23 protein-coding genes are annotated in these 20,510 nt (G+C 40.9%); all 23 read right to left on the bottom strand.

Going from position 1 to position 20,510, the window contains the following annotated elements:
- Nucleotides 1-27 precede the first annotated feature (27 nt).
- Nucleotides 28-1,083, bottom strand: a complete 1,056-nt coding sequence (locus R8P61_37010; protein ID MDW3652738.1) for a bestrophin family ion channel — start codon at nucleotides 1,081-1,083, stop codon at nucleotides 28-30.
- A 196-nt stretch (nucleotides 1,084-1,279) separates the two neighbouring features.
- A complete protein-coding gene (locus R8P61_37005) occupies nucleotides 1,280-3,553 on the bottom strand; it encodes a CotH kinase family protein (protein MDW3652737.1) in 2,274 nt (757 codons plus the stop codon).
- 81 nt (nucleotides 3,554-3,634) lie between these two features.
- Nucleotides 3,635-4,276 carry a D-Ala-D-Ala carboxypeptidase family metallohydrolase gene (locus tag R8P61_37000; GenBank protein MDW3652736.1) on the bottom strand — a complete coding sequence of 214 codons (642 nt, stop codon included), beginning with the start codon at nucleotides 4,274-4,276 and terminating at the stop codon, nucleotides 3,635-3,637.
- Nucleotides 4,277-4,349: 73 nt separating this feature from the next.
- Entirely contained in the window at nucleotides 4,350-4,922 is a 573-nt protein-coding gene (locus tag R8P61_36995) for a hypothetical protein (protein MDW3652735.1), read from the bottom strand.
- Between the two features lie 174 nt (nucleotides 4,923-5,096).
- Nucleotides 5,097-6,434, bottom strand: coding sequence for a S41 family peptidase (locus tag R8P61_36990; GenBank protein ID MDW3652734.1), 1,338 nt, complete (start codon nucleotides 6,432-6,434; stop codon nucleotides 5,097-5,099).
- A 178-nt stretch (nucleotides 6,435-6,612) separates the two neighbouring features.
- A complete protein-coding gene (locus R8P61_36985; protein MDW3652733.1) occupies nucleotides 6,613-7,434 on the bottom strand; it encodes a hypothetical protein in 822 nt (273 codons plus the stop codon).
- Between the two features lie 4 nt (nucleotides 7,435-7,438).
- Nucleotides 7,439-8,308 carry a DUF4097 family beta strand repeat-containing protein gene (locus tag R8P61_36980; GenBank protein ID MDW3652732.1) on the bottom strand — a complete coding sequence of 290 codons (870 nt, stop codon included), beginning with the start codon at nucleotides 8,306-8,308 and terminating at the stop codon, nucleotides 7,439-7,441.
- A gap of 40 nt (nucleotides 8,309-8,348) precedes the next feature.
- The gene (locus tag R8P61_36975) at nucleotides 8,349-9,158 is read right to left on the bottom strand and encodes a HEAT repeat domain-containing protein (GenBank protein ID MDW3652731.1); all 810 of its coding nucleotides are present in this window, start codon (nucleotides 9,156-9,158) and stop codon (nucleotides 8,349-8,351) included.
- Nucleotides 9,159-9,160: 2 nt separating this feature from the next.
- Complete coding sequence (locus R8P61_36970) at nucleotides 9,161-9,688, bottom strand: RNA polymerase sigma factor (protein ID MDW3652730.1); 528 nt, start codon at nucleotides 9,686-9,688, stop codon at nucleotides 9,161-9,163.
- Between the two features lie 137 nt (nucleotides 9,689-9,825).
- On the bottom strand, nucleotides 9,826-10,872 hold the full coding sequence (locus R8P61_36965) for a hypothetical protein (GenBank protein MDW3652729.1): 1,047 nt from the start codon (nucleotides 10,870-10,872) through the stop codon (nucleotides 9,826-9,828).
- A gap of 39 nt (nucleotides 10,873-10,911) precedes the next feature.
- Complete coding sequence (locus R8P61_36960) at nucleotides 10,912-11,298, bottom strand: hypothetical protein (protein ID MDW3652728.1); 387 nt, start codon at nucleotides 11,296-11,298, stop codon at nucleotides 10,912-10,914.
- Nucleotides 11,295-12,143, bottom strand: coding sequence for an alpha/beta hydrolase (locus R8P61_36955; GenBank protein ID MDW3652727.1), 849 nt, complete (start codon nucleotides 12,141-12,143; stop codon nucleotides 11,295-11,297). Before R8P61_36955 ends, R8P61_36960 begins: the two co-directional genes overlap by 4 nt.
- 15 nt (nucleotides 12,144-12,158) lie before the next feature.
- Nucleotides 12,159-13,034 carry a hypothetical protein gene (locus R8P61_36950; protein ID MDW3652726.1) on the bottom strand — a complete coding sequence of 292 codons (876 nt, stop codon included), beginning with the start codon at nucleotides 13,032-13,034 and terminating at the stop codon, nucleotides 12,159-12,161.
- 56 nt (nucleotides 13,035-13,090) lie between these two features.
- The gene (locus R8P61_36945) at nucleotides 13,091-13,969 is read right to left on the bottom strand and encodes an MBL fold metallo-hydrolase (protein MDW3652725.1); all 879 of its coding nucleotides are present in this window, start codon (nucleotides 13,967-13,969) and stop codon (nucleotides 13,091-13,093) included.
- A gap of 92 nt (nucleotides 13,970-14,061) precedes the next feature.
- Nucleotides 14,062-14,424 carry a DUF1304 domain-containing protein gene (locus tag R8P61_36940; protein ID MDW3652724.1) on the bottom strand — a complete coding sequence of 121 codons (363 nt, stop codon included), beginning with the start codon at nucleotides 14,422-14,424 and terminating at the stop codon, nucleotides 14,062-14,064.
- Nucleotides 14,425-14,529: 105 nt separating this feature from the next.
- The gene (locus R8P61_36935; protein MDW3652723.1) at nucleotides 14,530-14,844 is read right to left on the bottom strand and encodes a hypothetical protein; all 315 of its coding nucleotides are present in this window, start codon (nucleotides 14,842-14,844) and stop codon (nucleotides 14,530-14,532) included.
- A gap of 26 nt (nucleotides 14,845-14,870) precedes the next feature.
- Nucleotides 14,871-15,392: a hypothetical protein gene (locus R8P61_36930; GenBank protein MDW3652722.1), complete on the bottom strand. Its 522-nt coding sequence runs from the start codon at nucleotides 15,390-15,392 to the stop codon at nucleotides 14,871-14,873.
- A gap of 1 nt (nucleotide 15,393) precedes the next feature.
- Complete coding sequence (locus tag R8P61_36925) at nucleotides 15,394-16,251, bottom strand: tetratricopeptide repeat protein (GenBank protein ID MDW3652721.1); 858 nt, start codon at nucleotides 16,249-16,251, stop codon at nucleotides 15,394-15,396.
- Nucleotides 16,252-16,317: 66 nt separating this feature from the next.
- A complete protein-coding gene (locus R8P61_36920; protein ID MDW3652720.1) occupies nucleotides 16,318-16,833 on the bottom strand; it encodes a Crp/Fnr family transcriptional regulator in 516 nt (171 codons plus the stop codon).
- Between the two features lie 26 nt (nucleotides 16,834-16,859).
- Nucleotides 16,860-17,762 carry a hypothetical protein gene (locus R8P61_36915; GenBank protein ID MDW3652719.1) on the bottom strand — a complete coding sequence of 301 codons (903 nt, stop codon included), beginning with the start codon at nucleotides 17,760-17,762 and terminating at the stop codon, nucleotides 16,860-16,862.
- A 9-nt stretch (nucleotides 17,763-17,771) separates the two neighbouring features.
- On the bottom strand, nucleotides 17,772-18,521 hold the full coding sequence (locus tag R8P61_36910; GenBank protein MDW3652718.1) for an NYN domain-containing protein: 750 nt from the start codon (nucleotides 18,519-18,521) through the stop codon (nucleotides 17,772-17,774).
- Nucleotides 18,522-18,605: 84 nt separating this feature from the next.
- Complete coding sequence (locus R8P61_36905) at nucleotides 18,606-19,091, bottom strand: hypothetical protein (protein ID MDW3652717.1); 486 nt, start codon at nucleotides 19,089-19,091, stop codon at nucleotides 18,606-18,608.
- A gap of 106 nt (nucleotides 19,092-19,197) precedes the next feature.
- Entirely contained in the window at nucleotides 19,198-20,493 is a 1,296-nt protein-coding gene (locus tag R8P61_36900) for a mandelate racemase/muconate lactonizing enzyme family protein (protein MDW3652716.1), read from the bottom strand.
- Nucleotides 20,494-20,510: the final 17 nt, after the last annotated feature.

The following is a 20,510-nucleotide window of genomic DNA, read 5'->3' as shown; positions in this document are numbered from 1 at the left end:
AAGCCTCAAAAGCTTCCCTTTTTTTGCTTAAAACTGCACATCGTAATGCACAGGAAATTGAGTAGGTATCTCTTCTTTGGTTTCCCCAAGATTCTGACGCAAGTCTATTTCAATTCCTCGGGCTATGGTTGAAATGGGTACATCATTGGAGGTTCCTTCAAAAGGATTTTCTCCCGTACGTCCGATCCGCTCCATAGTATGAAAGATCCATGCTACGGCTACATAGAAGGGAATAGAAGCCCAGATAAACAGATCACTGAGAATAGGCATCTTGTCCATAAATCCTTCGGCAATCTCTGCAAATTGTGGGATGAGTGCCAAAGGAAGCAACAAGACAAATAACCACATAAAAAAGTGATTGAGGGTAGCGAATTGACGAGGATAGGGGAAATTTTTGATTCGCTCGGATTTACCTTGTAGGGTAAAAAGTTCTTCCAGAACTCCTTCCAATTGAAGAAAGGCAAATTCCCAAATAACACCCTCTTCTTTTAATTTCCTCAAATGATGCGATTGTAAATAGAGGAGGGCCGTCTGCTTATTGTTCTTGGAGAGGACGTAATCCATATCCTCATCAGAAATGTAAGGAGCCAGATCATCCTTCAAGGCTGTTATTCTTTCGGGAGGCAACACTCGCCATTCCTGATTGGTTCTTTCGTCAGCATTGGTCTCCCAGGTTTTTTTCTGACGCATAGAATGCCGCAAGGCTGTCATCCAGGCGATATGCCTATAGGTTAAGGTTTTTATCTCATGTTTGAGTTCTGCTTCAGATAATTTTATATCTGAATGGGCATTTGTGATCATATCCTGAAGGAACATCCCGAGTGTACGAGAAGTATTTACGATGCCTCCCCAGATCTTTCGAGCTTCCCAGATTCTGCCATAAGCAGAGTTGTTTTGAAAACCGATCACGAAGGCTACGGCTGTACCGATAAGTGCCAGGGGAGTCCAGGGAATCTTCACCCAGGCTATGTCCATGAAATAATAAAACGATACCCAAAAAGTACCGATGAAGATGAATTTTAGAGTGTCGAACCTTGTCCACATGGCAAGGTCGAAGGCTTTGTAGGTCTTTTGAGTGTACATACTAGATCAGATTTCCTGCGTGCTAAACGTAGTGTTACTCGGCACGGATACATTGCATAACTGATCTACAAATAAATAGTTTTTAGGGAGAACCTCACAAAGTCCACCTTTTATCGACTTGGGCAAATAGAAAAAAGCCCGGGATTTCCTATTTGAAACCCAGGCTCATTAAGCTTGAATAAGTAAGTCTTTATACTTAGTATTTGATCAACTTCTTGCTGTATGTTCCTACTATGACGACATATATGCCCGCAGTCCAATTGCTACTATTTATCTGAGTAGATTGTAGCATAGTACCCTTATAAATGAGTTGGGCATTTACATCAAAGACTTTGATTTCGCTTTCCTCAAAAGCCGTTTCTCCCAATTCCAGCGTGAAGGATGAACTCGCAGGATTTGGATAAAGCCGTAAGGATTCCTCTCCTTCTTCAAAGCTGAAAATGCCGGTAGTCAGCATATTCTCCGATCCAAAACTGTGAGGCATAGTTTGGAAGGCTCCTGTTCCATTGGGATAGCGCCCAAAGGAAACATCTGTTTCCTGATCAGAAAATATGAGAGAATCCAGGATGCCCAAAGCTCCATCACTTAAATAAAGTCCTTCTCCTCCTGCGGAAATTTTAAAATCGGCATGATAACCCGCCTGGCTGCTATCTTCATCTGCCCAAACCGTTATGTATTCATTGGCTTGAATGATTGTTCCGGAAGGAAATGTGAATTTATCCAGTTCATCGCCATCATCGCTCAGGTGATAGTTTCCAATATCAAGAGCTTCCGTCCCTTTATTATAGAGCTCGATCCAGTCATCATATTCTCCATCCTGATCCGCAACCGCATTGTCATTGGAGGCCATAAACTCATTGATCACAAGATCACCTACGGTTTCTGAACTGGCGAAGATCGTATAGAATTCATGTTCTGCATTGGTTGGAGAGAATTTCGCTATGCTGCTATTTTCTGCATAAATATAATAGCTGGTTTGGGTGCTATTTATGGTCAATTCCGCTCCATAGATATTGTCATTTGCCGAGCCATCATTGTGAAGGCCATCATCAAACATTTGGACTTCTGTAAAGGGACCTTGAATAGCAGTCCTGTATCTGAGGAAGACTGATTCTTCATTTATCACTTCAGCAGTGACACTTAGGATTTCATTCAGCAGAGGATTTGGGCTAGAAAGGCTGATATTTGAAATGGAAGGTTCAGTAGCGGTAAAATCTGAAAGAGCTGTTAGATAGCTATACCTAGCATTCATCAAATTGGTAATTCCAGGCGTAGAGGCTCTTCCCCCCGGGCCACCACCTCCGCTTGTGATATCTGAATTAAGGTTATTGATAAAATCGGCATAGGTGAAAAACTTATTAGGATCTGCCTGCACCGCCGCATCTATCGTTGTTCGAAGGCTTTGGGCAGCTTGAATATAGGGCCCATTGCTCCCAAAATTTTCCAGTAATAAAGTCTTAAAATGGGCGAGATAAATCTTTTTGTATTTGGGTACGCTGAGGAGTTTGCTGACTAAAGGAAAAGAGGAACTGCTTTGATTCAGGAGGTGGCTCATCTGCTGTTTAGCCAGGGTGGTATTTAAACTTCCTGTACCCGTCATAGAAAATCTGCCAAAGGATTCGTTAAGATCCCAAACCACTGGCAAAAATCTCCCATAATCATCGCGATAGAGATAATAATTCTGGGCAAAGCTGCCTATATAACTGTCCAGATTTACCAGTACATTATCGAAAGCCAGCATCCAAAGAGCTCTGTCAACGTCCAGGATATTTTCGATGCTCGCAATCTCATTTTGCAGGGTGTCACAAAAGTCGATGAGTTCGTTCCATCCTCCCTCAGATTTCAATTCATAGCGACTATAATACTGGCTACTATCTGTTCCCAGATAGACAAGATTTGGGTAAGTACTGGTACCAGGGCCTGCTCCTGCAGGAGGATTACATTTGAAAAAAGCATTTGATTTTGAGCCAAAGCGATCACTGACAAAGGTTTTTGTAATGGCTTCTACATTGGTGTAGAGCCCGAGGTAGCTAGAATTTACATAGACATGGCTGAAATTGGCCAGGGGAGCGTCCATGTAATTTCGCAGGATTTTATAGGAAAGGGCTTCGCGGATGAAAGAAGGATCTTTATCTCCATTGCTAAGTTTTATATCCTTATAGCCCTGGTAGTCTTGTTCCTTATAGGTATCCAATTCGATATGAAAAGGATTTTTAGTTTGATTGGCATTATACGTACTGTTGCCTTTATACTTTACTCCTACACTATCAAATACCGTCCCATTGATAGAGACAGATAGTGCCATGATATAGCCATCATTCCCCGCTTTTTCGGCATCAAGGAGTGCATCCCAATTGCTTTGCGCAAAGGTAATTTCTATGCTCTGAATGACAGCTTCATCATAAAAAGACTGGCTGAAACTTAAAAATGGAGTGAGTAGAAATAGGCAGAACAGGAAAGATTTGTTCATAAGTCAATAGGTTTAGATCGTGGTATGAATCCTATTGACGCGGAAAGGAAAAGAAATCCTTCTATGAACGTTAAAATTTATTTACTCTCCGTACTCGATTACTTCATCCCAATCGAATACAGGCTCTGCGAGACTGCGGGATTTCGTTCGCTTATCCCAATCTGCATCATAGCCTCTTGTATCAAAATGGGTAAAGGTATTATACAGGCCTATTCCTCCTGAGAAACGGAAATAGTGCTTCCCATTTTCAGATTTTGTCTGAAGAGGTTTTTCAAATTTTTCATTGTCCAGAACTCTATGGAAATTGATCGGTACAGGACTTTCAAACCATTTGTTTTTATCAGCTCTCCATGATTTCAGAATATTGGTGGCCTTGATGAGGCTATCTTTAGGTGTGCTGGTTCTTACCTGAAAATCTAAGGCTCTAAAGGTAATGTGCATGCTTTTTTTCGAACTGCCTGGTACTACCGAATTGTAAGCAGGGAAACGATAGCAGGAATTGATGCGAATTGGTGCTCCCATTTCTGCTCTCAATTGATCCAGGATAATTACAGTGGGAACGATATTGCCCCAAACCGCAGGAGGTGGCCCTTCATTGGTGATCCCATTTCTCACTTTCCCTATCGAACCCAGAAGTTCATTAGGAGCGAAATGTTTGAGTTTTAATCCTTTGATGTGGTTCTGGTATCCGGCGTATTCCGACCAGTCATTTAAATAGGGCATGGCGAAAAAAATTGTGTGTACAGATAAATTAGTACTAATCACCGGATATCCCAAACAGCAGTAAATTGATTTTCTATCTTTTTGGCAAAACTCCGGAAAAAGTAACTCCTATCGCATTAGCAGAATAAGTTTCACCCATATTATCCCTGTATTCCATCAACGTAAAGTTTATCCCAACTCCCTTCCAGGCAATTTCAAAAATGGGTCCATTGGCCGCATTAAAGCGGAGATCATCTCCAATGCCATCTGCTTTAAAGTTGATATTTTGGTGACTGACCAGACCGACCCCCAAACGAATATCATCTGTGATCATCCAGTTTGCGGTGAGATGAATGGGGATTCGTGTCAAACGAATGTTAACATTATCAGCAGCGGTAGTTACGTATTTGATTCCGGCAGATGCACGAAAGCGCAATTGCTCGAGTTTCGGGACGCTAAATTCTCCACCGACTCTGATTGAGCCTCCTTGTCCGGCATTTACGGACTGTGTATCTCCATTGGTAAATAGAACCTCTGCAACGGGTTCTCCACCAAATTCAAGGGCTCCTTCGAAAAGGAATCTTAGGGGGAGATTGTTATCTGAATTTTGAGCGGAAAGACAGAATGAGGAAAGGAAAAAGATTAGGCTAAGTGAAAAGACTCTCATGATTTTTAGACGACATGTATTTGATGCCGAATATACATATGCTTTCCGCAAAATAAATCGAATTTTTATCCACATAGATGGGAATGCAAAGAAGGGAAAAGTAAGTTTTCCGTTTGCACCAGATATCCTAAAAAACAGGGGGACTCCCAAGCCTCTTATTCCTGACCTTTTTTACTAATCCCTGCCTTCTTTTATCAATGCCTGGGTGAATTCAAGAGCTGTATCCCGATTGTTTAGAAAATCTTTGAGTGTTTGCTCAACCGGATGATCCGGCAAAATGCCTCTGTTTTTGGCTAAACCCTGTGCAGTTGTTGTAAAAGTGTTCCTGGCCACTCTATATGATATACCCGTATGAGTAAGCTTGAAATTTTGGCTATTATCATTGCAGCTAAATGTACTTCCCGATTCTGTCCCTACCAATGTTCCGATTTGCTGATCTTCAAGCAGGGAGAGAAAATGTCCGGTGGTGGATCCACAGCCTTCATCCATTAAGACATAGATCTTCCCTTTATAAGCATTTTCATAAGGCTCCATAGGTAAGTTGAATGCCTCTTCATAGCGCGTTTCTTTGCTGAAATAGGTGAAAGGTTTTTCTGCCAAATACTTGAGTAAATGGGAAGCGGTAAAGCTAGGGCCACCTCCATTGCCTCGTACATCGACAATCAAATGCTGGATTTGCTTTGTATTCATAACCTCAAATACACTGTCAATGAAACTGTAATAGGCTTGTACTTTATCTCCAAAATAAAAACTGCGGATTGTCAGTTGAGCGGTATTCTCTTTTTCTGAAATTTCTGCACATAATCTGTCCTTACAACCCGAATCATAGGCATTCCTGGGATTGAAATTGTATTTCTTCAAGGCTCTAAGCTGGATAGGCGCTTTTTTGCCTTTAAGTACAATGCTGTATGAAGCTGGAAATCCCAGAAAATAAGAGAGGTAGGAGTTAAATTCTACATTGAGCATGCCCTTTTTTCTTTGAGGATTGTATCCATCTGAAGAAATATGTTTGAAAATTCCGGCCTTGATCTCTGCTATACTGAGTCCATTTATCGAAATGATTTCCTCTCCTATACTTACTCTATCTGCATTTACCAGAGGATCTGTGATGAAACAACTTTCCCCTATAAAACGACTATCAATGGGAAATCTCAACGAATCAGGCAGTAAATGAAATTCCTGATTGAAAAAGCCCAAATTGCTATGACTACATCCCAGATTCGCAATGAGCTCACTGCACATCCAAATGAATTCGCTTAGGGTCGTTTTAGAGCTGATAGAATTTTTCTTTTCCGAAACAGATTTCCAGAAATCTTCTTTGCTCATAAATTCATAAGCTTGTGGATGAGTCTCGGTCAAGCTCTTTGCAAATTCATCCAGATCAGCCAGGTATTTTTCCTGAGGATAGACGGAAGTGAAACGTTCTTCGTCCTTTATTTCCTGAGCATCTTGACTAAAAATACTTAAGGAGAAATAGGGGAGGAGCAAAAAAAGAAAGGCTATATTTTTCATACTTATTTTTTGATAATTGAAGCTTTAGGATTAGAGATAGGAATTCGATTCAGGCATTTTGGAAATGCTGATTCTTGATGCTTGAAATACAAAATGGATGGAAGGGAATGAGAACTAAGGAAAGAGAAAAGGGCAGAGAGTGAAAACTGGATGAACACGCTCTGCCGCTATGAGCATACTATTTATCTTTATTGCGAATGAGGATATCGCCATTGTGGGTTTGAAACACAATCTCAGCTCCTCCTCCATTTATGCTTCCCCTGACCCATTCGTCCCGAGTCACCTTATAGGCACCATTCGCCTCTTTTTTGCTGATGGTAGGATCGGCTGCTTTTATTTTCATGTCAAAGTCAGTGTAAATTTCGCCCGTTTGAGATTTTGCCTTCACTTCAGCTTGTAAACTTCCGGGAAAACTTACCTCTATATCTCCATTAAAGTTTGAGAAAGCCATAGGACTGTTATTGATGGAGATGAAGTTGACGATTATATCTTTATTCAATGCATCCGCGATAACTGAGCCGGATACATCCTTCATCGTAATGGATCCATTTACATTGCTGACTTCAAACTCTCCACTTACCTTCTCGACATAAATATTTCCCCTATTGACAGTTTTAATATTAAGGGAAAACTTTCTGGGCACTTTAATCTCGAAATCGACGGTTCCACTATTCCAGGTTCTGATAAGCACCGTGTTTTTTATCTCTTCAACCGAATACTCAAGATTATTATTGCTAATGCTTTTCATGCCTTCCCGTGTCTTGGGAGCTTTTCTTTTTTCCCTTCTCTTAGCAAAAATTTCTATGGTGGCTTTATCGTGTCCGACTATGGAAATCCCGCCATTTGTATTTTGGAATTCCAATTTGCCTGGACTGTTGGGATTGCTGAGCTCGAGGCTAAAAGTCTCCCCATCTATATTCTGGCCGAAACCGGGATTGCAGAAGAACAAAACTGCCAGTACGAGTAGTAATCTCTTTACGTTTTTATCTAGATCTTTCATTCTATTACTTTTTAAGCATTACGTCTCCATTTAGCAAATCGAAGCGATATTTTACTCCGCCAGAACCCAATCTAAAGGACTCGTTTTTGCTAATTTTATATTTCGTTTTTCCACTGCTGTCTCGAGTCTGAGACATCTTCTGTGGAACCACCGTAGCTTCCATATTGGTATAGAAATCCCCATTCAAGCTTTTGAAGCTAACATCTGCATTCAGGCTGGAGGCAAGTTGAATGTTGATGTCTCCATTTAGGGATTTAAATACGGACTCTTCTGTGGGATTGCTGGCATAGCTAATGTTGATGTCTTTGTTTAAAGCATTGACATAGGTCTTACCAGCTACATTTTCCATATTGATGGCACCATTGAGGTTGCCTACATGCAAATCTTTGGCTTGCACATCCTTGATCAATATGTCACCATCATTCATGGTATTTACTTTCAAACTGCTAGAACGAGGTACCCTGATCGTAATATCAAGCAGGTACTGATAGTCCGGTCGCTTATACTTGCGATTCTTATCGTCCCAATCCTTGTATTTTCCCTTTTCGACATCATACTGATTCATAGGAGTTTCAAGATAAACGAAAACTTTATTCCCTTTTTCAGCGAATCGTAGCTGAACGTCTTCTTTGCCTTTATTGAGGGCATCTCCGTTCTCTCCTTTGATAGTTTTGGTCGCACTTACCTGGATACTACTTCCGCTATAGCCTTCAATACTGATAGAGCCATTGATATTCTGGACGGTAAGATGGTTATCCGAGGAGGAGCTGCCAAAACGCAATTCCTTTTTGATTTCTTCTTTTGACTCCTGAGCAAAGACAGGGAGACTCAATGCGGTACTAAGTAGTAGTACCACCAATCGTGATAAATTCATAATGATGTGTATTGAATGAATGAAATAAGGTGAGAATCAATCAGATCTGAAGAATTGATTCTTCTATTTTTTGTTTTACTGTTTTATCAATTTCTGGTCTTTGTAAGAGTTTTTTCATTTCCTCTATAGATCCGGATTCCTGTAAACGCACCATCAAATCTGCCAATGCAATCTGAACAAGGGGAGAATCCTGATGAGTAATGGAGGTAGCGAGGCCTTCACGAACTTCCGGCAAGTCTATATATTGAACCAAAGACTCCAGAGCTGCCAGGCGTACATTTGCATTGGGATCATTGTTGAGGGTTTTGAGTAAAGCCTGGATAATACGTCCTGTAATTTCACTCAATTTGTTTGCCTCATTTACTGCTTGTAATCTTTTACTTGCAGAGGGTTGTTCGATCAATGACATTACCAATTGGGTCCTCAACTCTTCCACTTCACTCCCATTTATTGCCTCGGCTTGCTGAAGAGGAGTATTTCCCTTCTGCATTCTTGAACCCAGCATGATACCGATCAGCAGCAAGGAGATCGCAAAAGCCAGTTGCCCCATGGATACACTCATCTTGCGTTCGAAAAGATATTCGTTCAATCTTCCCCAGAAAGTAGGCTTTTCGGCTTTTTGCTTATCTACTTCCTGATCCAAAAAGGCGTAGAAATTCTGGTCCATACTTTTACTGGGCTCTGGAGTTTGCAATACATGTAATCTCTCCCAGCTTTGTTTGAGCGCATTTATTTCTTTTACAGCTGCTGGATGAGTATGTAAATATTGCTCGAAATCATCCCTTTGCTCCTCTTGCAGATTCCCGCTGAGATAATCCATTTGCATGTCTATGAAATCCTGATGCTGCATGTCTATCTTGTTTCCAATTGATGAAAAATATCTTTGAGTTCGTGCAAAGCCCGGTGTACTTTGGTTCGGGCATTTCCTTCTGTACATTCCATAATGTCCGCGATCTCTTTGTAGCGAAGTCCTTTGAGTTTGCTCAAAACCAGGAATTCTCTTTTCTCTACACTCAGCTTATTCAAGGCTATCCGCAAGGTGGATAAATCTTCTCCCAGGACTATCTGAGCATGAATGTCTTCGGGATGGGCATATTTCTCCACTTTTTGCAGGGAATCTGTCGAACTCAGGTTCTTTTTGCGTGATCCAAAAGCATCATAATTCACATTCCTCGCAATCTGAAAAATCCAGGAAGTAAAACTGCTTTGAGATTTATAGCTATGCTTGTAGGACAAGACTCGAACGAACACATTTTGAACTAAATCTTCACTTTGGGTTTTGTCGCCATTCATATGATAAAAAAATCCAAAGATCCTCTTTTTGTATCGCTCATAGAGTATGCCCAGCTGGGCTATTTCACCAGCTTTTACTCGTAGCATGATCTCGTTGTCTGATTGCTTATTCAATCTTGTGCGTAATTATTGGCTTTTGTAAAGAGGTAAACCGGCCTTTTTTTGAAACGTTACAAATGGATAGATTTTTTTTGAAAATTAAATGAAGGGAGAGAAAATCAGCCTTATTTCTTAAGCAATTTTAGGGAATCTATGAATTTCATCATTTTTTCATTTCCATCTTGTCCACGCAAACTCATTACCTGTAGGGAAATTTGATGATCTTTTATCAAAAAGATTCGAGTCGTAATGATGATTTGGCCTTCTTTGAAGTTTTGTTTTGTCTCCACCCCTTTTACTCCCTCCAGCATGATCTCTTTACTGTTGATTAGGCTAGATTGAGTTGCCTTCAGGGAATTGGCAGTTACATTCTCATAATAGGTCTCTAAGTCAAAACCCTCAACCTTGGTGATATCCATAGGGTAACGGATCAAAGAAGTAAAATACGCCAGATTGGGTTCATCTCCGGGATTGGGTTGGTAGCCTTCAAATATAAGTTTTGTTTGTCCGTATTCTGTGGTCGTCTGAATTTCTCTGCTTTCTGTTGGTCCTGGGTATTCTATTGAGAAAAAGGTATTGTTTAATTCTTTATCACTTAAGGGAGCCGCTCCTTCTTTCTTAGGGGTGTTGATCAATTCAAAGGAGTTGAAAAATTGATTGATGCTTTTATTGAAATTATTGTCAGGCGCAGTTTTTACAGAGAGAAGATATAATCGATCCTTTACCATAAAAAAGCGCAACCTCCTGAAGTAATTTTCCTTAGTAAATTGCCACCTGTATTCTCTGCCCGGGTATCCCAGCAGGTAGAGATCAAAAGTTCCTAAAGACTGTATGTCTGGCGAGCTTGCAAGGCTAGATTGGGAAGCATTGAATACCTCATAAATGTCCAGTATCGAAAGACTATCTGCAAAACCTTCCGGATAATCCAGGTAGGATACTTCGTACTTCTCATTATCGTCTGTTTCAGGCTCCACCTGAAAAACGTGAAACACTAATTCCCCTAAATCAGTTTTGACTTTCTTGTTTGAAATTTCGGGGGGAGAAGGGAAAGCAACCTTAAACCTACCGGCTTCATTTTGGTATTTTTCTTTGGGTTGATGGCTAAGAGCCTGGCTAAAAACCTGGGTATAAAGGAATGAGAAGAAGATGAGTATGCAGCTGTTTATTTTCATGGGTGCTATGTCGTTGGTTATAGAAATTTAAGTAAAAATCTATTTTTGATTGGCTATATACTTTTCAATGGATCCACTTTTAAGCTTTTTGGACAGCCAATAACATCCGCTTGGGATCATTTGGTCCCTATAATGAGTTTTTCCAAAAATGAGCATGAAGCACTCGTGTTTTCCTGAAACAAGCAAAGTATCCTTATTCCAATATGCTTCTTTTACATTGCCCACAAATATCTGACTTCCATTGGTGAGGGAAATGCTACTTGCTGATTCTGCATACTCCAATCGAAACTCATTATTGATAGTTGTTCTGCTTTGGTAGATTTTCCAATCCTGCATGATGTAGGGAATCATAAAGAGAATGAATGGAATAAATAATATGAGACCAATTGCCCAGAGACATCCGGAAAGATTTTCTTGCTCTTTCATAGCAAGAAGGCTTTGATGGAATTGGCCACTGCTTCCGGCTGTTCGTCACAGATAAAATGTCCTCCTTTTAAACGATCAACTTCGACCTGGGAGTAGACTTCCTCAACTCCGATGACATATTCCTTGATAATCACCGGGTCTAGTATACCATGGATAATTTTTGTGGGAATGTCGATGACTTTGCCTTTGAAAGCCTCCCATCTTTCCCGGTCTTTGGGGAGCATCCGATAAATGTTAGCGGCTGTGGTGATCGTATGGGGGATTTTGTAGCAGCGAATGTATTCTTCAATGGCATCCTCAGGCACAGGATTACTGATTCCCCTACTGAAAAAGCGAACCCAGATCTCTTCTTTTCCCGCCAATAAAGCCTCTGGAAATTCTTTGATGCTCATAAAAAACTGGTACCAGGATGAACGGAAGAGATGCTTGACCAAAATCTCTGCTGCCTTATTTTGTCCGGTCTCATTGTTGATAAGGACCATATTTATGACAATCAACTTTTTGATTCTTTCCGGATGCAGAAAAGCCATTTCCTGCACAATAGCACCTCCCCAGTCATGCCCGCCCAAAAAGAATGTATCTATACCCAATTCATCGACTATGGCAAATATATCCCGAGCCATTTCATCTTTCGCATAGGCTTTGATGTCTAATTCTCGATTGCTATCGCCCATTCCCCTAAGATCAGGAGCAATCACATAAAACTCCTTGAACCAGGGAGTCATGTGGTGCCAACAATATGAGGTTTGAGGCCAACCATGAATCAGGATCAGGGCTGGATTTTTGGGATCACCATAAGCTTTAATGTTGAAAGTTCCGCGGGGAGTAGGGATGTTTTGGTTCATAATCCAGGGGCGTTTTTATTTTTCTACCAGGGCAAATTTTTGTCTTTGTTTGGAGTTCATGATGCCCTGAACATCGAGTGACATAATGCCTTGATAAGAGATCCATTTTCCCTTGTCGATCGAAAATTCTGCCTGTGCTTTGTATACAAATTTCATGATCGTCTTTTTGCCCTTGTTTTTTGCCCCAAAAGGTGAGTTGAACTGACCAGATACATATTCCAGGATGTCATAATCCAGAACAGCAATTGATTCACCTTCAACAGACTTAATTTCACGTAAACGTACCTGATTGGATTTATTTGCTTCTTCACAGACGAAATTTTGATCATTTCCTATCAGGTTTACATTATTTAGGCTCCAGCTATCACCTGCACTTACTTTTCCTGGGGGTAACTCGAAGAAAATGGAAATAAGGTTTTTCTGTTTAGACTGGACCCAAAAGCTATGTAATTCACCAGAGGGGTGAACAGAACCGCGCAGCATAGTCCCTCTCAACATTGCATTCATAAATTGATCTTTTTCCTCCTCCTTTTCTGTTACTTTTTTCTTGGGGATAGCGAGCATTTCTATAGCTAAGACATCTTCGAAATGTTGAGAGTGGGTCAGGCGAGTTATGATATTTGTGTTGGTATAAAAATTCTTAAATTTTTCGAAAAATTCATTGGCTTCAGAATCGCTACTATCAGAAGCATTTCCAAATATTTCATCAATGTTAAAGTTAAAGGTGGATGAATCCATCTCCACCATGCTGGTTTCATAAGTAAGGGTGTCGCCTTCTTTTAATTTCCATCTCAGTTCGACTGCTTCTGATCGATTTGTCTCCCCTATGAACCCCAGAGACAGGAGGCTAATAATAATGGCGGATAATGCTTTGATTGGAATCTTTTTCATGTATGATTTTTATAGTTGTGTGTATGGCTGATTTGCTAAAAGGAAAAATAAGGAATTCAGGCATTAAGTGCTTCTCCCTTTAATAGGTCTCGATGGATTTGTCCAGGGTAAATGGCATAAACCGGTATTTTAATTTGAAAGTTTTTGCACATCTGCCGGATGGAGGCTTGAATTTGTTCTTTTGAATATCGACTGGAAAAATGACTTAAGATCAAGCTTCCAACTTCAATTTCCGATACCATTTTAAACACTTCATCAATCCGACTATGTTTATTGCCCTTGGATTCAATCGCATCATCTTTCTCTGGTTTGAGGAAAGTAGCTTCATGAATCAGAATTTCAGATTTATCCCATTTCTCATAATTATCTACGGGCGTATCTCCGGAATAGGAAATGACATTTCTTTTCAGTTCATGAGTGAGAAATTCCCTTCCTTTTTTCAGAACAATCTCTTTAATTTCCTGCTCACCTAAGCCCTGGAATTCTTTTTTCAGTTTTCTCCGAGATTCAAAGACTTTAAAACCCAGGCTTTTGTGTATTCCCGGATCACAGGCAATATGTTCATTCCGAATGGCCTTTACGTGTAGCTGCTTTTTGATCTGAATTTCGCTTCCATCAATAATGGCTTCCCATTTGGCCAATTGAACATGAGGATCAAATTTATTCTGAAAATCCCTCAAAGCCGGGAATGATCCAGCATCTTTGGGATAATAGATGACAGGGAAACCTGGACGGGCATTGAGCTGGTTGAATTGAAGTAGTCCTCCCAGATGATCTCTATCCGGATGACTGATGAAGACATGTTTGATCTTGTGCGCTTTTTGTAAAAGCCCTGCACTCAAGCCATCGCCAGCATCAAATAAGATACCCAGTTGTTCGATATTGATCCAGCTAGAAAATAGAGCAGTCGAATATGCATGAATGATATACTCCAAAAGATTGCGATTTCATGGTTTTTGTAGCAAAGCAATGGCTTGCTAAGCTAATGACAATAAATATACGCATCTCAATGAGTTTTGGCTGCGACTTAGCTTAGCAAAATCAAGCCAATGCCTAGCAAAGCCGGAACTGCCTGCACAAAGAATATCTTTTTATCGGCTGTAAGCGCACCATAAATTCCCGCCACACTCACGCATCCCAGAAAGAAGAGCGCAATGTTTTGACTCCATTCGACATTTTCGATGAAAAAGGTCCAGATCAAGCCCGCGGAAAGAAATCCATTGTACAAACCCTGATTGGCTGCCAGGGCTTTGGTTTCTCCAAAAAGGTGTTTGGGAAACCCTCTGAATACTTTAGGTCCCCTCGTCTCCCAGGCAAACATTTCAAAGTATAGAAAATAGAGGTGTAGGAGAGCTACGAGTCCGATGATAATTTTGATAGCAAGTTCCATGATTTTAGGTCTAGGGTTTATGGTTCTTCCTAAGATTGGTATTTATTTCGGGAAATAGGAGGTTTTTGATACTTTTTAAAAATTGCTACAAAAAAGGAAGGAAAATCATTCAGCTTTCTTCCCAAAATCTCCTTTTGCCCATCTTTCCTGTATTTCGAGGTATTTCTCTTCGGGTTGGCAGGTCCACCAATTGATGTCGTGCTCTCGGCAGATTTTAGTATGGAAATAGAGGCCGATGAGTGGATGTAGGATGATGAAAATGAGGGCATAGTGCTGAAAGAAATAGGCCAGCAAAGTAGAGATACCTACATAGAAGAGAAATTTGCCAGGAACTTTCCATTTAGGACGGACCAGTCGACCATTGTGGAAATAGCCTATCAGCCAGAGGAAGCTGCTAAGTAGGAAGTAGGTGAGGAGCATATGGGAAATTACGTTAAGAATAAGCCTTATTCAACACATTCTATTTCGTAATAAACATCCTCAAGCTTGGTGAAGATTATTTGCTCCTCAGAGGACAACTGATATTCCCCGTCCTCAACTAATTCCTCGAAATGGTAAAACATATATTCAAAAACACTCATCGAACTCGATATACACCCTCCAAAAGTCTCGACGCAAACGCTATCAGTCTGATGTTCACTTAAAATTTCAAGCAAGTGAGAATCCTTTCTTTTACAAAGTAGGGCATAAGAATATGCGCGTAGCGTAGGACTTTTTGACTCACAGTATTTGATCAGTTTTTTATCCGAGGCCAGTTCCCCAAGGTTCTGCGCTCGAATGTATTGCTTTGACTTTTTCGCACTTCTCCCGATGAGTCGGTCTTCAACTATAGCATGAGATTTGATCTTCATACTCAGGAAGAATATCCTGAAGGGAAAAGCTCCTTCTTCTTTTGGGTCTGTATCAAGCTTAGCAAAGGCTTGTAGGGAAATGATACATGCAAGGATAAGCAGGCTAAATTTCTTCATATTATTTCTCCCACTGGGCTTCGTAATAATCAATATACTGGGCATAGGTGGAACCTTCTTCCGCATACTTACGAGTCAACTTTGCCCATTTGTCAAATTTCTTTCGGTTTTTTAGCTGAAAATATACCTGCGCCATGTTGAGGGCCATTTCACTTTTTTCGAAATCATTTTTTGATTTCTTCATGCCATCTGTATAGATCTTTTCGGCTTTATCAATTTCCCCCAAACCTTTATAGGTATAGCCTAATTCCCGCAGGATAAAAGGATCTTTGGGATCATGCTTATAGGCCTTTTCCAGGACTTCTTTTGCCTCTGCGAAAGCTTGCAGGGCATTGTAGGCAAAACCGATTTCAAATTCCAGGCCTTTGTAATGAGGTTCCTTTTCGTAAGCAGTTAATAAAGGGATAAGGGCATGTTCGCAAGCACCCATGTGATTGTAATGCCAACCGATATCTTTTAAATAGGATACCTTGCCCTCATCTTCTTTGTAGAATTTCAACCAATCTGGAACCTTGGGTAAACCCATTTCAGCCAAACGTTCGTCCGGGATAATGGCGATGTTTTTCCATTCAGGTTCTAGTCTGACCTTTATATTTACGGTTGAATCTTCTGCTTCAAGCAGGAATTCCCCGGACTTATTGATGGCAAATTTACTTCCCATTTGATAGGTGAATCCCGCTTGTTGATCAATATAAATAAAGCCACAATAAAACACTGAATCTATATCTTTATCGGGAAAGGCTACCCATTTATCCACCGCATCCACATGTCTTTTATTGAATGTAAGGCCGGAGATAGAATTTTGAGAAAGGCAAAGGAAGCAGTGTAGCAGGAAGGTAATTGACAGTAGTACTTTCATGATTATGCGTTTTTATTGGTTTTCTTATTATTTGATCTCTTCAGCTGAGTAATTCCATATCCTTAGTCAGTTTTTTTCTGCTAATTTTTTACGGGCCCGACTCAATTGGGTAGGGGTGATGCCGAGGAAATTGGCGACATAGTAATGCGGGATACGATTGATGAGTTGGGGATATTCTTTAAGAAAGAGCTGGTATTTTTCCAGGGAGTTGAGGTTAAGTAGAGAAACCAGACGAGATTGGAGCTGGGCATTTAACTGCTCAAAAGTCTTTGTGATGATAGCGGTGATCTCCGGATTCTTATTCACCAAATCCATTACAGTCGCATAATCAGCTGTGGACAATTCACAATCCTCCAATGCTTGCAAGCTCATGGAAGTAGGCACATTGGGGATATAGCTCGCTATGATCATATCTCCTTCTTTGTAGAAATGGGTAGTTATTTCATTTCCATCCGCATCCAGTACGTAGCCCCGCATAACCCCTTTGGTCAGGCGACCGATACGTGTGCAGAGCTTAGCCTGTTCGAGAAAATGTTCGCCTTTTTGAAGTTGAAGCCTGCTATGTAAAGAGTCTATGAGCATCGAACTATTAGCTTTTGACTTCCAGTTTAGTCTTTTTTCAATTCTGATTCAATATGTACCCACTTGATGGACCAATTTGAAGAACTATCTTCTTCTGCAGCATAGAAGAGGTATTTTTGATCTGGACTGAGGTAGGGATTGCCCTGGCCTTTTGTATTGATTTTAGTATTAAATTTTCTGGCTTTTGTCCAGCTCCCATCAGCTTTCTTATGTGTGATCATGAGATCAAGCTGATTTGAAATAGCAGCGAAGATGAGGAGATCTTCTTTAGGACTAATATAGGGCGTACAACTTTGTAAATCTCCCAAGCCGGGAATGTCCAGCTTTACAGCCGCTTGATATTTTCCATCCAGGATGTCGGCATAATGGAGATTCATGTCAGAATAGTCCAGATTGCTGGCATGGAAATATAGCCTGCCTGAATTTCCTATGCTGGGATGTGAGAGGAGTTTATCCCGTAAATTCGGAATGTCGATATACTGGGCTTCCCCCCAGCTTTCCCCCATTCGTTCAGATTTCCAGATATGCCAGGTATTTGGAATGTCTTCTTCATCTAGTGGGCGAGTCGAACTAAAATAAAGACTATTCCCATCTGCCGAAAAACTCATGCCGTGATCGGAAAAGTCGGAATTGAAGGAAGCCTTTCTCCCTTTACTCCATCTGCTCCCTTTTTTATCTATCACATACATATCAAACTGACTAAAATCTCTAGGGGATAGGGTATAGTAGAAATGACTCAGGTCCGGGGAAAAGACTCCTCGATGGACAAGCATGTCCTCAGGAATTTGTATTAAACCAAGATCCAGAGGTTCATAAGTAGGCAATTCACTAGCCAGATAAGGATTCGTATGACTTAGGCTTTCCCCGTCTCCTTGACATGCCCAAAAAAAGAGAGAGAGGAAAATTAGATAAGTCAGCTGTTCTTTCATGGAATAGGCTTAGTTCCGCTTTCCTGATTTCTTATTCCTCACATAGATCAACTTATACTTACTTTTCCCACTCTCTCTTTGGTCGATTTCAAATCTTCCGATGGATTTGATCAGAGGAGTGAGCTTTTCGAAACCATAATTTCTGGAGTCGAAATTGGGCTGCTTTTTCTGTAGCAAACTCCCGACATCTCCAAGAAAAGCCCAACCGTCATCATCCGAAAGGGCATTGATGCTGGAGGATATCAGTCTGATTTCTTTGCGGGTAATTTTGTCGAAAGTCGGCTTTTCCTTTTTCTTTTCGACCTTTTCTTCTTCTTCCTCCTCATCTTTCAGGATTTCTATATAGATAAATCTATCACAGGCTACTATGAAGGGATTGGGGGTTTTCTTTTCTCCGATCCCAATGACCAACATACCGGCTTCTCGTAGGCGAGTTGCCAGGCGGGTAAAGTCACTATCGCTGGAAACGAGGCAGAAGCCATTCACTTTATTGCTATAGAGGATGTCCATAGCATCGATGATCATGGCTGAGTCGGTTGCATTCTTTCCAGTTGTGTAGGCGTATTGTTGAATGGGAGTAATGGCATTCTCGAGGAGAAGTTTTTTCCATTTATTTAAGCCGGGTTTTGTCCAGTCTCCGTAAATGCGCTTGATGGTGGGATTGCCATATTTAGCAATTTCTTCCATCATCTCTTTTACATATGCGGAAGGTATATTATCGCCGTCAATGAGGACGGCCAGGTTTATATTTTTATTCATGTGGGTGTTGGTTTTTCCCTGCCCTTTCTGAAGATAAGGATATTATTAGGTTTAAGGGTAAAAGGGAAGATTTGATTGCCGAAATCACTCTCCGAGATCGATCTCTATGGGTTTTTCCAGATTTTCATAAGTGCCCGCTTCTTTATTCATTTGCGGCAGTTGGAGAATGACCGGCTTTTTGTTTTCCTGCCATTTTTGGGCCAAAGTGAATCGATGATCCCCTTTTTGCTTTGCTCTCCAGCCCTCTTTCAGGGCTTTTTCTATGAGTTTAGCGACTAAAGCAGGTTTGATTTCCAGGATCTGCTCGGGCCCCATAAAGCCCGCTACCTGAAGCGTATGGAACTTTACAAATAAATGAGAGCGGGGCAAATCTGCTGATTGAACTACCAGGTTGATCGTTGCATCTTTTACTTTCCCCAGTCCATAATAGGAGGCATATTTCATAAATGTTTCGTCCAACTCATTTTGCTGCTCCCTCCAATCAGATTTCTTTTTGAGTTTAGAGACTTTGTAGAGGTAGTCTGTATTTGCTACCGTGATTTTTCTGCTTCCTTTTTTTGATATGGCCATCTACTTATTAGATCCTTGTGTTTCATGATTGCTTATGTGCTATATAGAGCTTTACTCTTGCTTTCGCAAAGGGTTTCGTTTTAGCCTCATTCTTTTCCTCCTCTGATTATTCTAAAACGACAGCTTCTTCTTCGATAAATTCTTCATAGCCGGGTGCCAGATAAACACCCCAACCTGCTTCTTCCGGTACAAACCACTGTCCTTCCTGAAAAGAATATCCCGGAGCCAGCATCACATGTTCGTTATAGCGGGAATCTTCTACAAAAGGAATATTGGCCTGAATCTTTGCGATATGATTGCTCATAAGTAGGCCCATCTGACTCTGCCAGACATGCGGGATCACTTTGACATGGGGATATTTTTCAGCCATACGAGCAATGCGAAGTAGATTGGTGAAGCCGCAGGTCGGGATATCCGGTTGAATAAAGCTATACACGCCAGATTCGCAATAATCATGAAAGACATCCATCATATCGGTATGCCATACATTCTCTCCATCTGCAATGGGAATGTGTAAACTCTCTGCATGTAAAGCCTCGATCAGTTTTCGATACTGTTCGGTATCATCAGGAATCAACTCTTCCATGAAATACATATCATAAGGCGCACAAGCTTTCAAAAATTTCAGGGCCCAATCGATCTTATTCTTATAGCCATTGTTGGCATCTGTCATCAGGTTGAAATTGGTGCCAACCGCTTCTCGCAATGCGATGAAGGCGTCTATGTCCCTTTGAACTCCGGCCTCTCCCGGCATCCATTTATCATGCCTTCCCACTTTCAACTTAATGGCTCGATATCCGTCCTGTTTGATACGTTTTCCCAATTGACTGATGATTTCTACTCCTCTCTTCTGGGCAAGATCTGCAAAGTATAAGGTTCCATCATAGGGATCTATACCTTCTTTCACACTTTCCCCAAACAAACGATAGACAGGCAATTGCTTGCTCTTTCCTATAGCATCCAGAATCGCACTTTCTACCCAGGAGTACATAGAATCCGTAAAATACTTTTCTGTTGCAGGACTCAAGTCAACAATCTTCTCATCTTTCCATTGGTAGAATCCAAAGGCATCCTTTCCGATAAGGTTTTTAACTTCCTTTAGCACCTCCTCTGTAAAGGGACGATATCCAACCGTTCCCATACCTATGGTTCCATCGGATAGCTCCACTAAAACGGTTCGCCTTTTATGTCCACTGATACCTTTTGGGCGTTCGTCATAAGAATTGGGGCCTATGTAGCGGTAAAAGGAACCGCTGCCCGCAAATACACTGATCTTCTTTATGCTGGGACCTTTATCGATTTTGTCAAACTTTTGGCCTATAGTTGCCATGGAAGATAGGCTAGTAGAAAGACCAAGGGTTGTGAGGCTACCATTTTTGAGAAAATTTCTTCGACTAAGCATAATAGATTCGGTTTACA

This window comes from Bacteroidia bacterium, from assembly GCA_033391075.1.
In the GTDB taxonomy this organism is placed as follows: Bacteria; Bacteroidota; Bacteroidia; order J057; family J057; genus JAWPMV01.
Note: the sequence above shows the minus strand (reverse complement) of the source record. Positions and strands in the feature narration are given on the sequence as shown.

What these genes read in the sequence shown, in the direction of transcription:
- R8P61_37005 (MDW3652737.1), bottom strand. Translation starts at nt 3,553, where the DNA reads ATGAACAAATCTTTCCTGTTCTGCCTATTTCTACTCACTCCATTTTTA.
- R8P61_36980 (MDW3652732.1), bottom strand. Translation starts at nt 8,308, where the DNA reads ATGAATTTATCACGATTGGTGGTACTACTACTTAGTACCGCATTGAGT.
- R8P61_36975 (MDW3652731.1), bottom strand. Translation starts at nt 9,158, where the DNA reads ATGCAGCATCAGGATTTCATAGACATGCAAATGGATTATCTCAGCGGG.
- R8P61_36960 (MDW3652728.1), bottom strand. Translation starts at nt 11,298, where the DNA reads ATGAAAGAGCAAGAAAATCTTTCCGGATGTCTCTGGGCAATTGGTCTC.
- R8P61_36965 (MDW3652729.1), bottom strand. Translation starts at nt 10,872, where the DNA reads ATGAAAATAAACAGCTGCATACTCATCTTCTTCTCATTCCTTTATACC.
- R8P61_37000 (MDW3652736.1), bottom strand. Translation starts at nt 4,276, where the DNA reads ATGCCCTATTTAAATGACTGGTCGGAATACGCCGGATACCAGAACCAC.
- R8P61_37010 (MDW3652738.1), bottom strand. Translation starts at nt 1,083, where the DNA reads ATGTACACTCAAAAGACCTACAAAGCCTTCGACCTTGCCATGTGGACA.
- R8P61_36950 (MDW3652726.1), bottom strand. Translation starts at nt 13,034, where the DNA reads ATGAAAAAGATTCCAATCAAAGCATTATCCGCCATTATTATTAGCCTC.
- R8P61_36985 (MDW3652733.1), bottom strand. Translation starts at nt 7,434, where the DNA reads ATGAAAGATCTAGATAAAAACGTAAAGAGATTACTACTCGTACTGGCA.
- R8P61_36905 (MDW3652717.1), bottom strand. Translation starts at nt 19,091, where the DNA reads ATGGCCATATCAAAAAAAGGAAGCAGAAAAATCACGGTAGCAAATACA.
- R8P61_36900 (MDW3652716.1), bottom strand. Translation starts at nt 20,493, where the DNA reads ATGCTTAGTCGAAGAAATTTTCTCAAAAATGGTAGCCTCACAACCCTT.
- R8P61_36940 (MDW3652724.1), bottom strand. Translation starts at nt 14,424, where the DNA reads ATGGAACTTGCTATCAAAATTATCATCGGACTCGTAGCTCTCCTACAC.
- R8P61_36915 (MDW3652719.1), bottom strand. Translation starts at nt 17,762, where the DNA reads ATGAAAGAACAGCTGACTTATCTAATTTTCCTCTCTCTCTTTTTTTGG.
- R8P61_36995 (MDW3652735.1), bottom strand. Translation starts at nt 4,922, where the DNA reads ATGAGAGTCTTTTCACTTAGCCTAATCTTTTTCCTTTCCTCATTCTGT.
- R8P61_36920 (MDW3652720.1), bottom strand. Translation starts at nt 16,833, where the DNA reads ATGCTCATAGACTCTTTACATAGCAGGCTTCAACTTCAAAAAGGCGAA.
- R8P61_36955 (MDW3652727.1), bottom strand. Translation starts at nt 12,143, where the DNA reads ATGAACCAAAACATCCCTACTCCCCGCGGAACTTTCAACATTAAAGCT.
- R8P61_36910 (MDW3652718.1), bottom strand. Translation starts at nt 18,521, where the DNA reads ATGAATAAAAATATAAACCTGGCCGTCCTCATTGACGGCGATAATATA.
- R8P61_36935 (MDW3652723.1), bottom strand. Translation starts at nt 14,844, where the DNA reads ATGCTCCTCACCTACTTCCTACTTAGCAGCTTCCTCTGGCTGATAGGC.
- R8P61_36925 (MDW3652721.1), bottom strand. Translation starts at nt 16,251, where the DNA reads ATGAAAGTACTACTGTCAATTACCTTCCTGCTACACTGCTTCCTTTGC.
- R8P61_36930 (MDW3652722.1), bottom strand. Translation starts at nt 15,392, where the DNA reads ATGAAGAAATTTAGCCTGCTTATCCTTGCATGTATCATTTCCCTACAA.
- R8P61_36990 (MDW3652734.1), bottom strand. Translation starts at nt 6,434, where the DNA reads ATGAAAAATATAGCCTTTCTTTTTTTGCTCCTCCCCTATTTCTCCTTA.
- R8P61_36970 (MDW3652730.1), bottom strand. Translation starts at nt 9,688, where the DNA reads ATGCTACGAGTAAAAGCTGGTGAAATAGCCCAGCTGGGCATACTCTAT.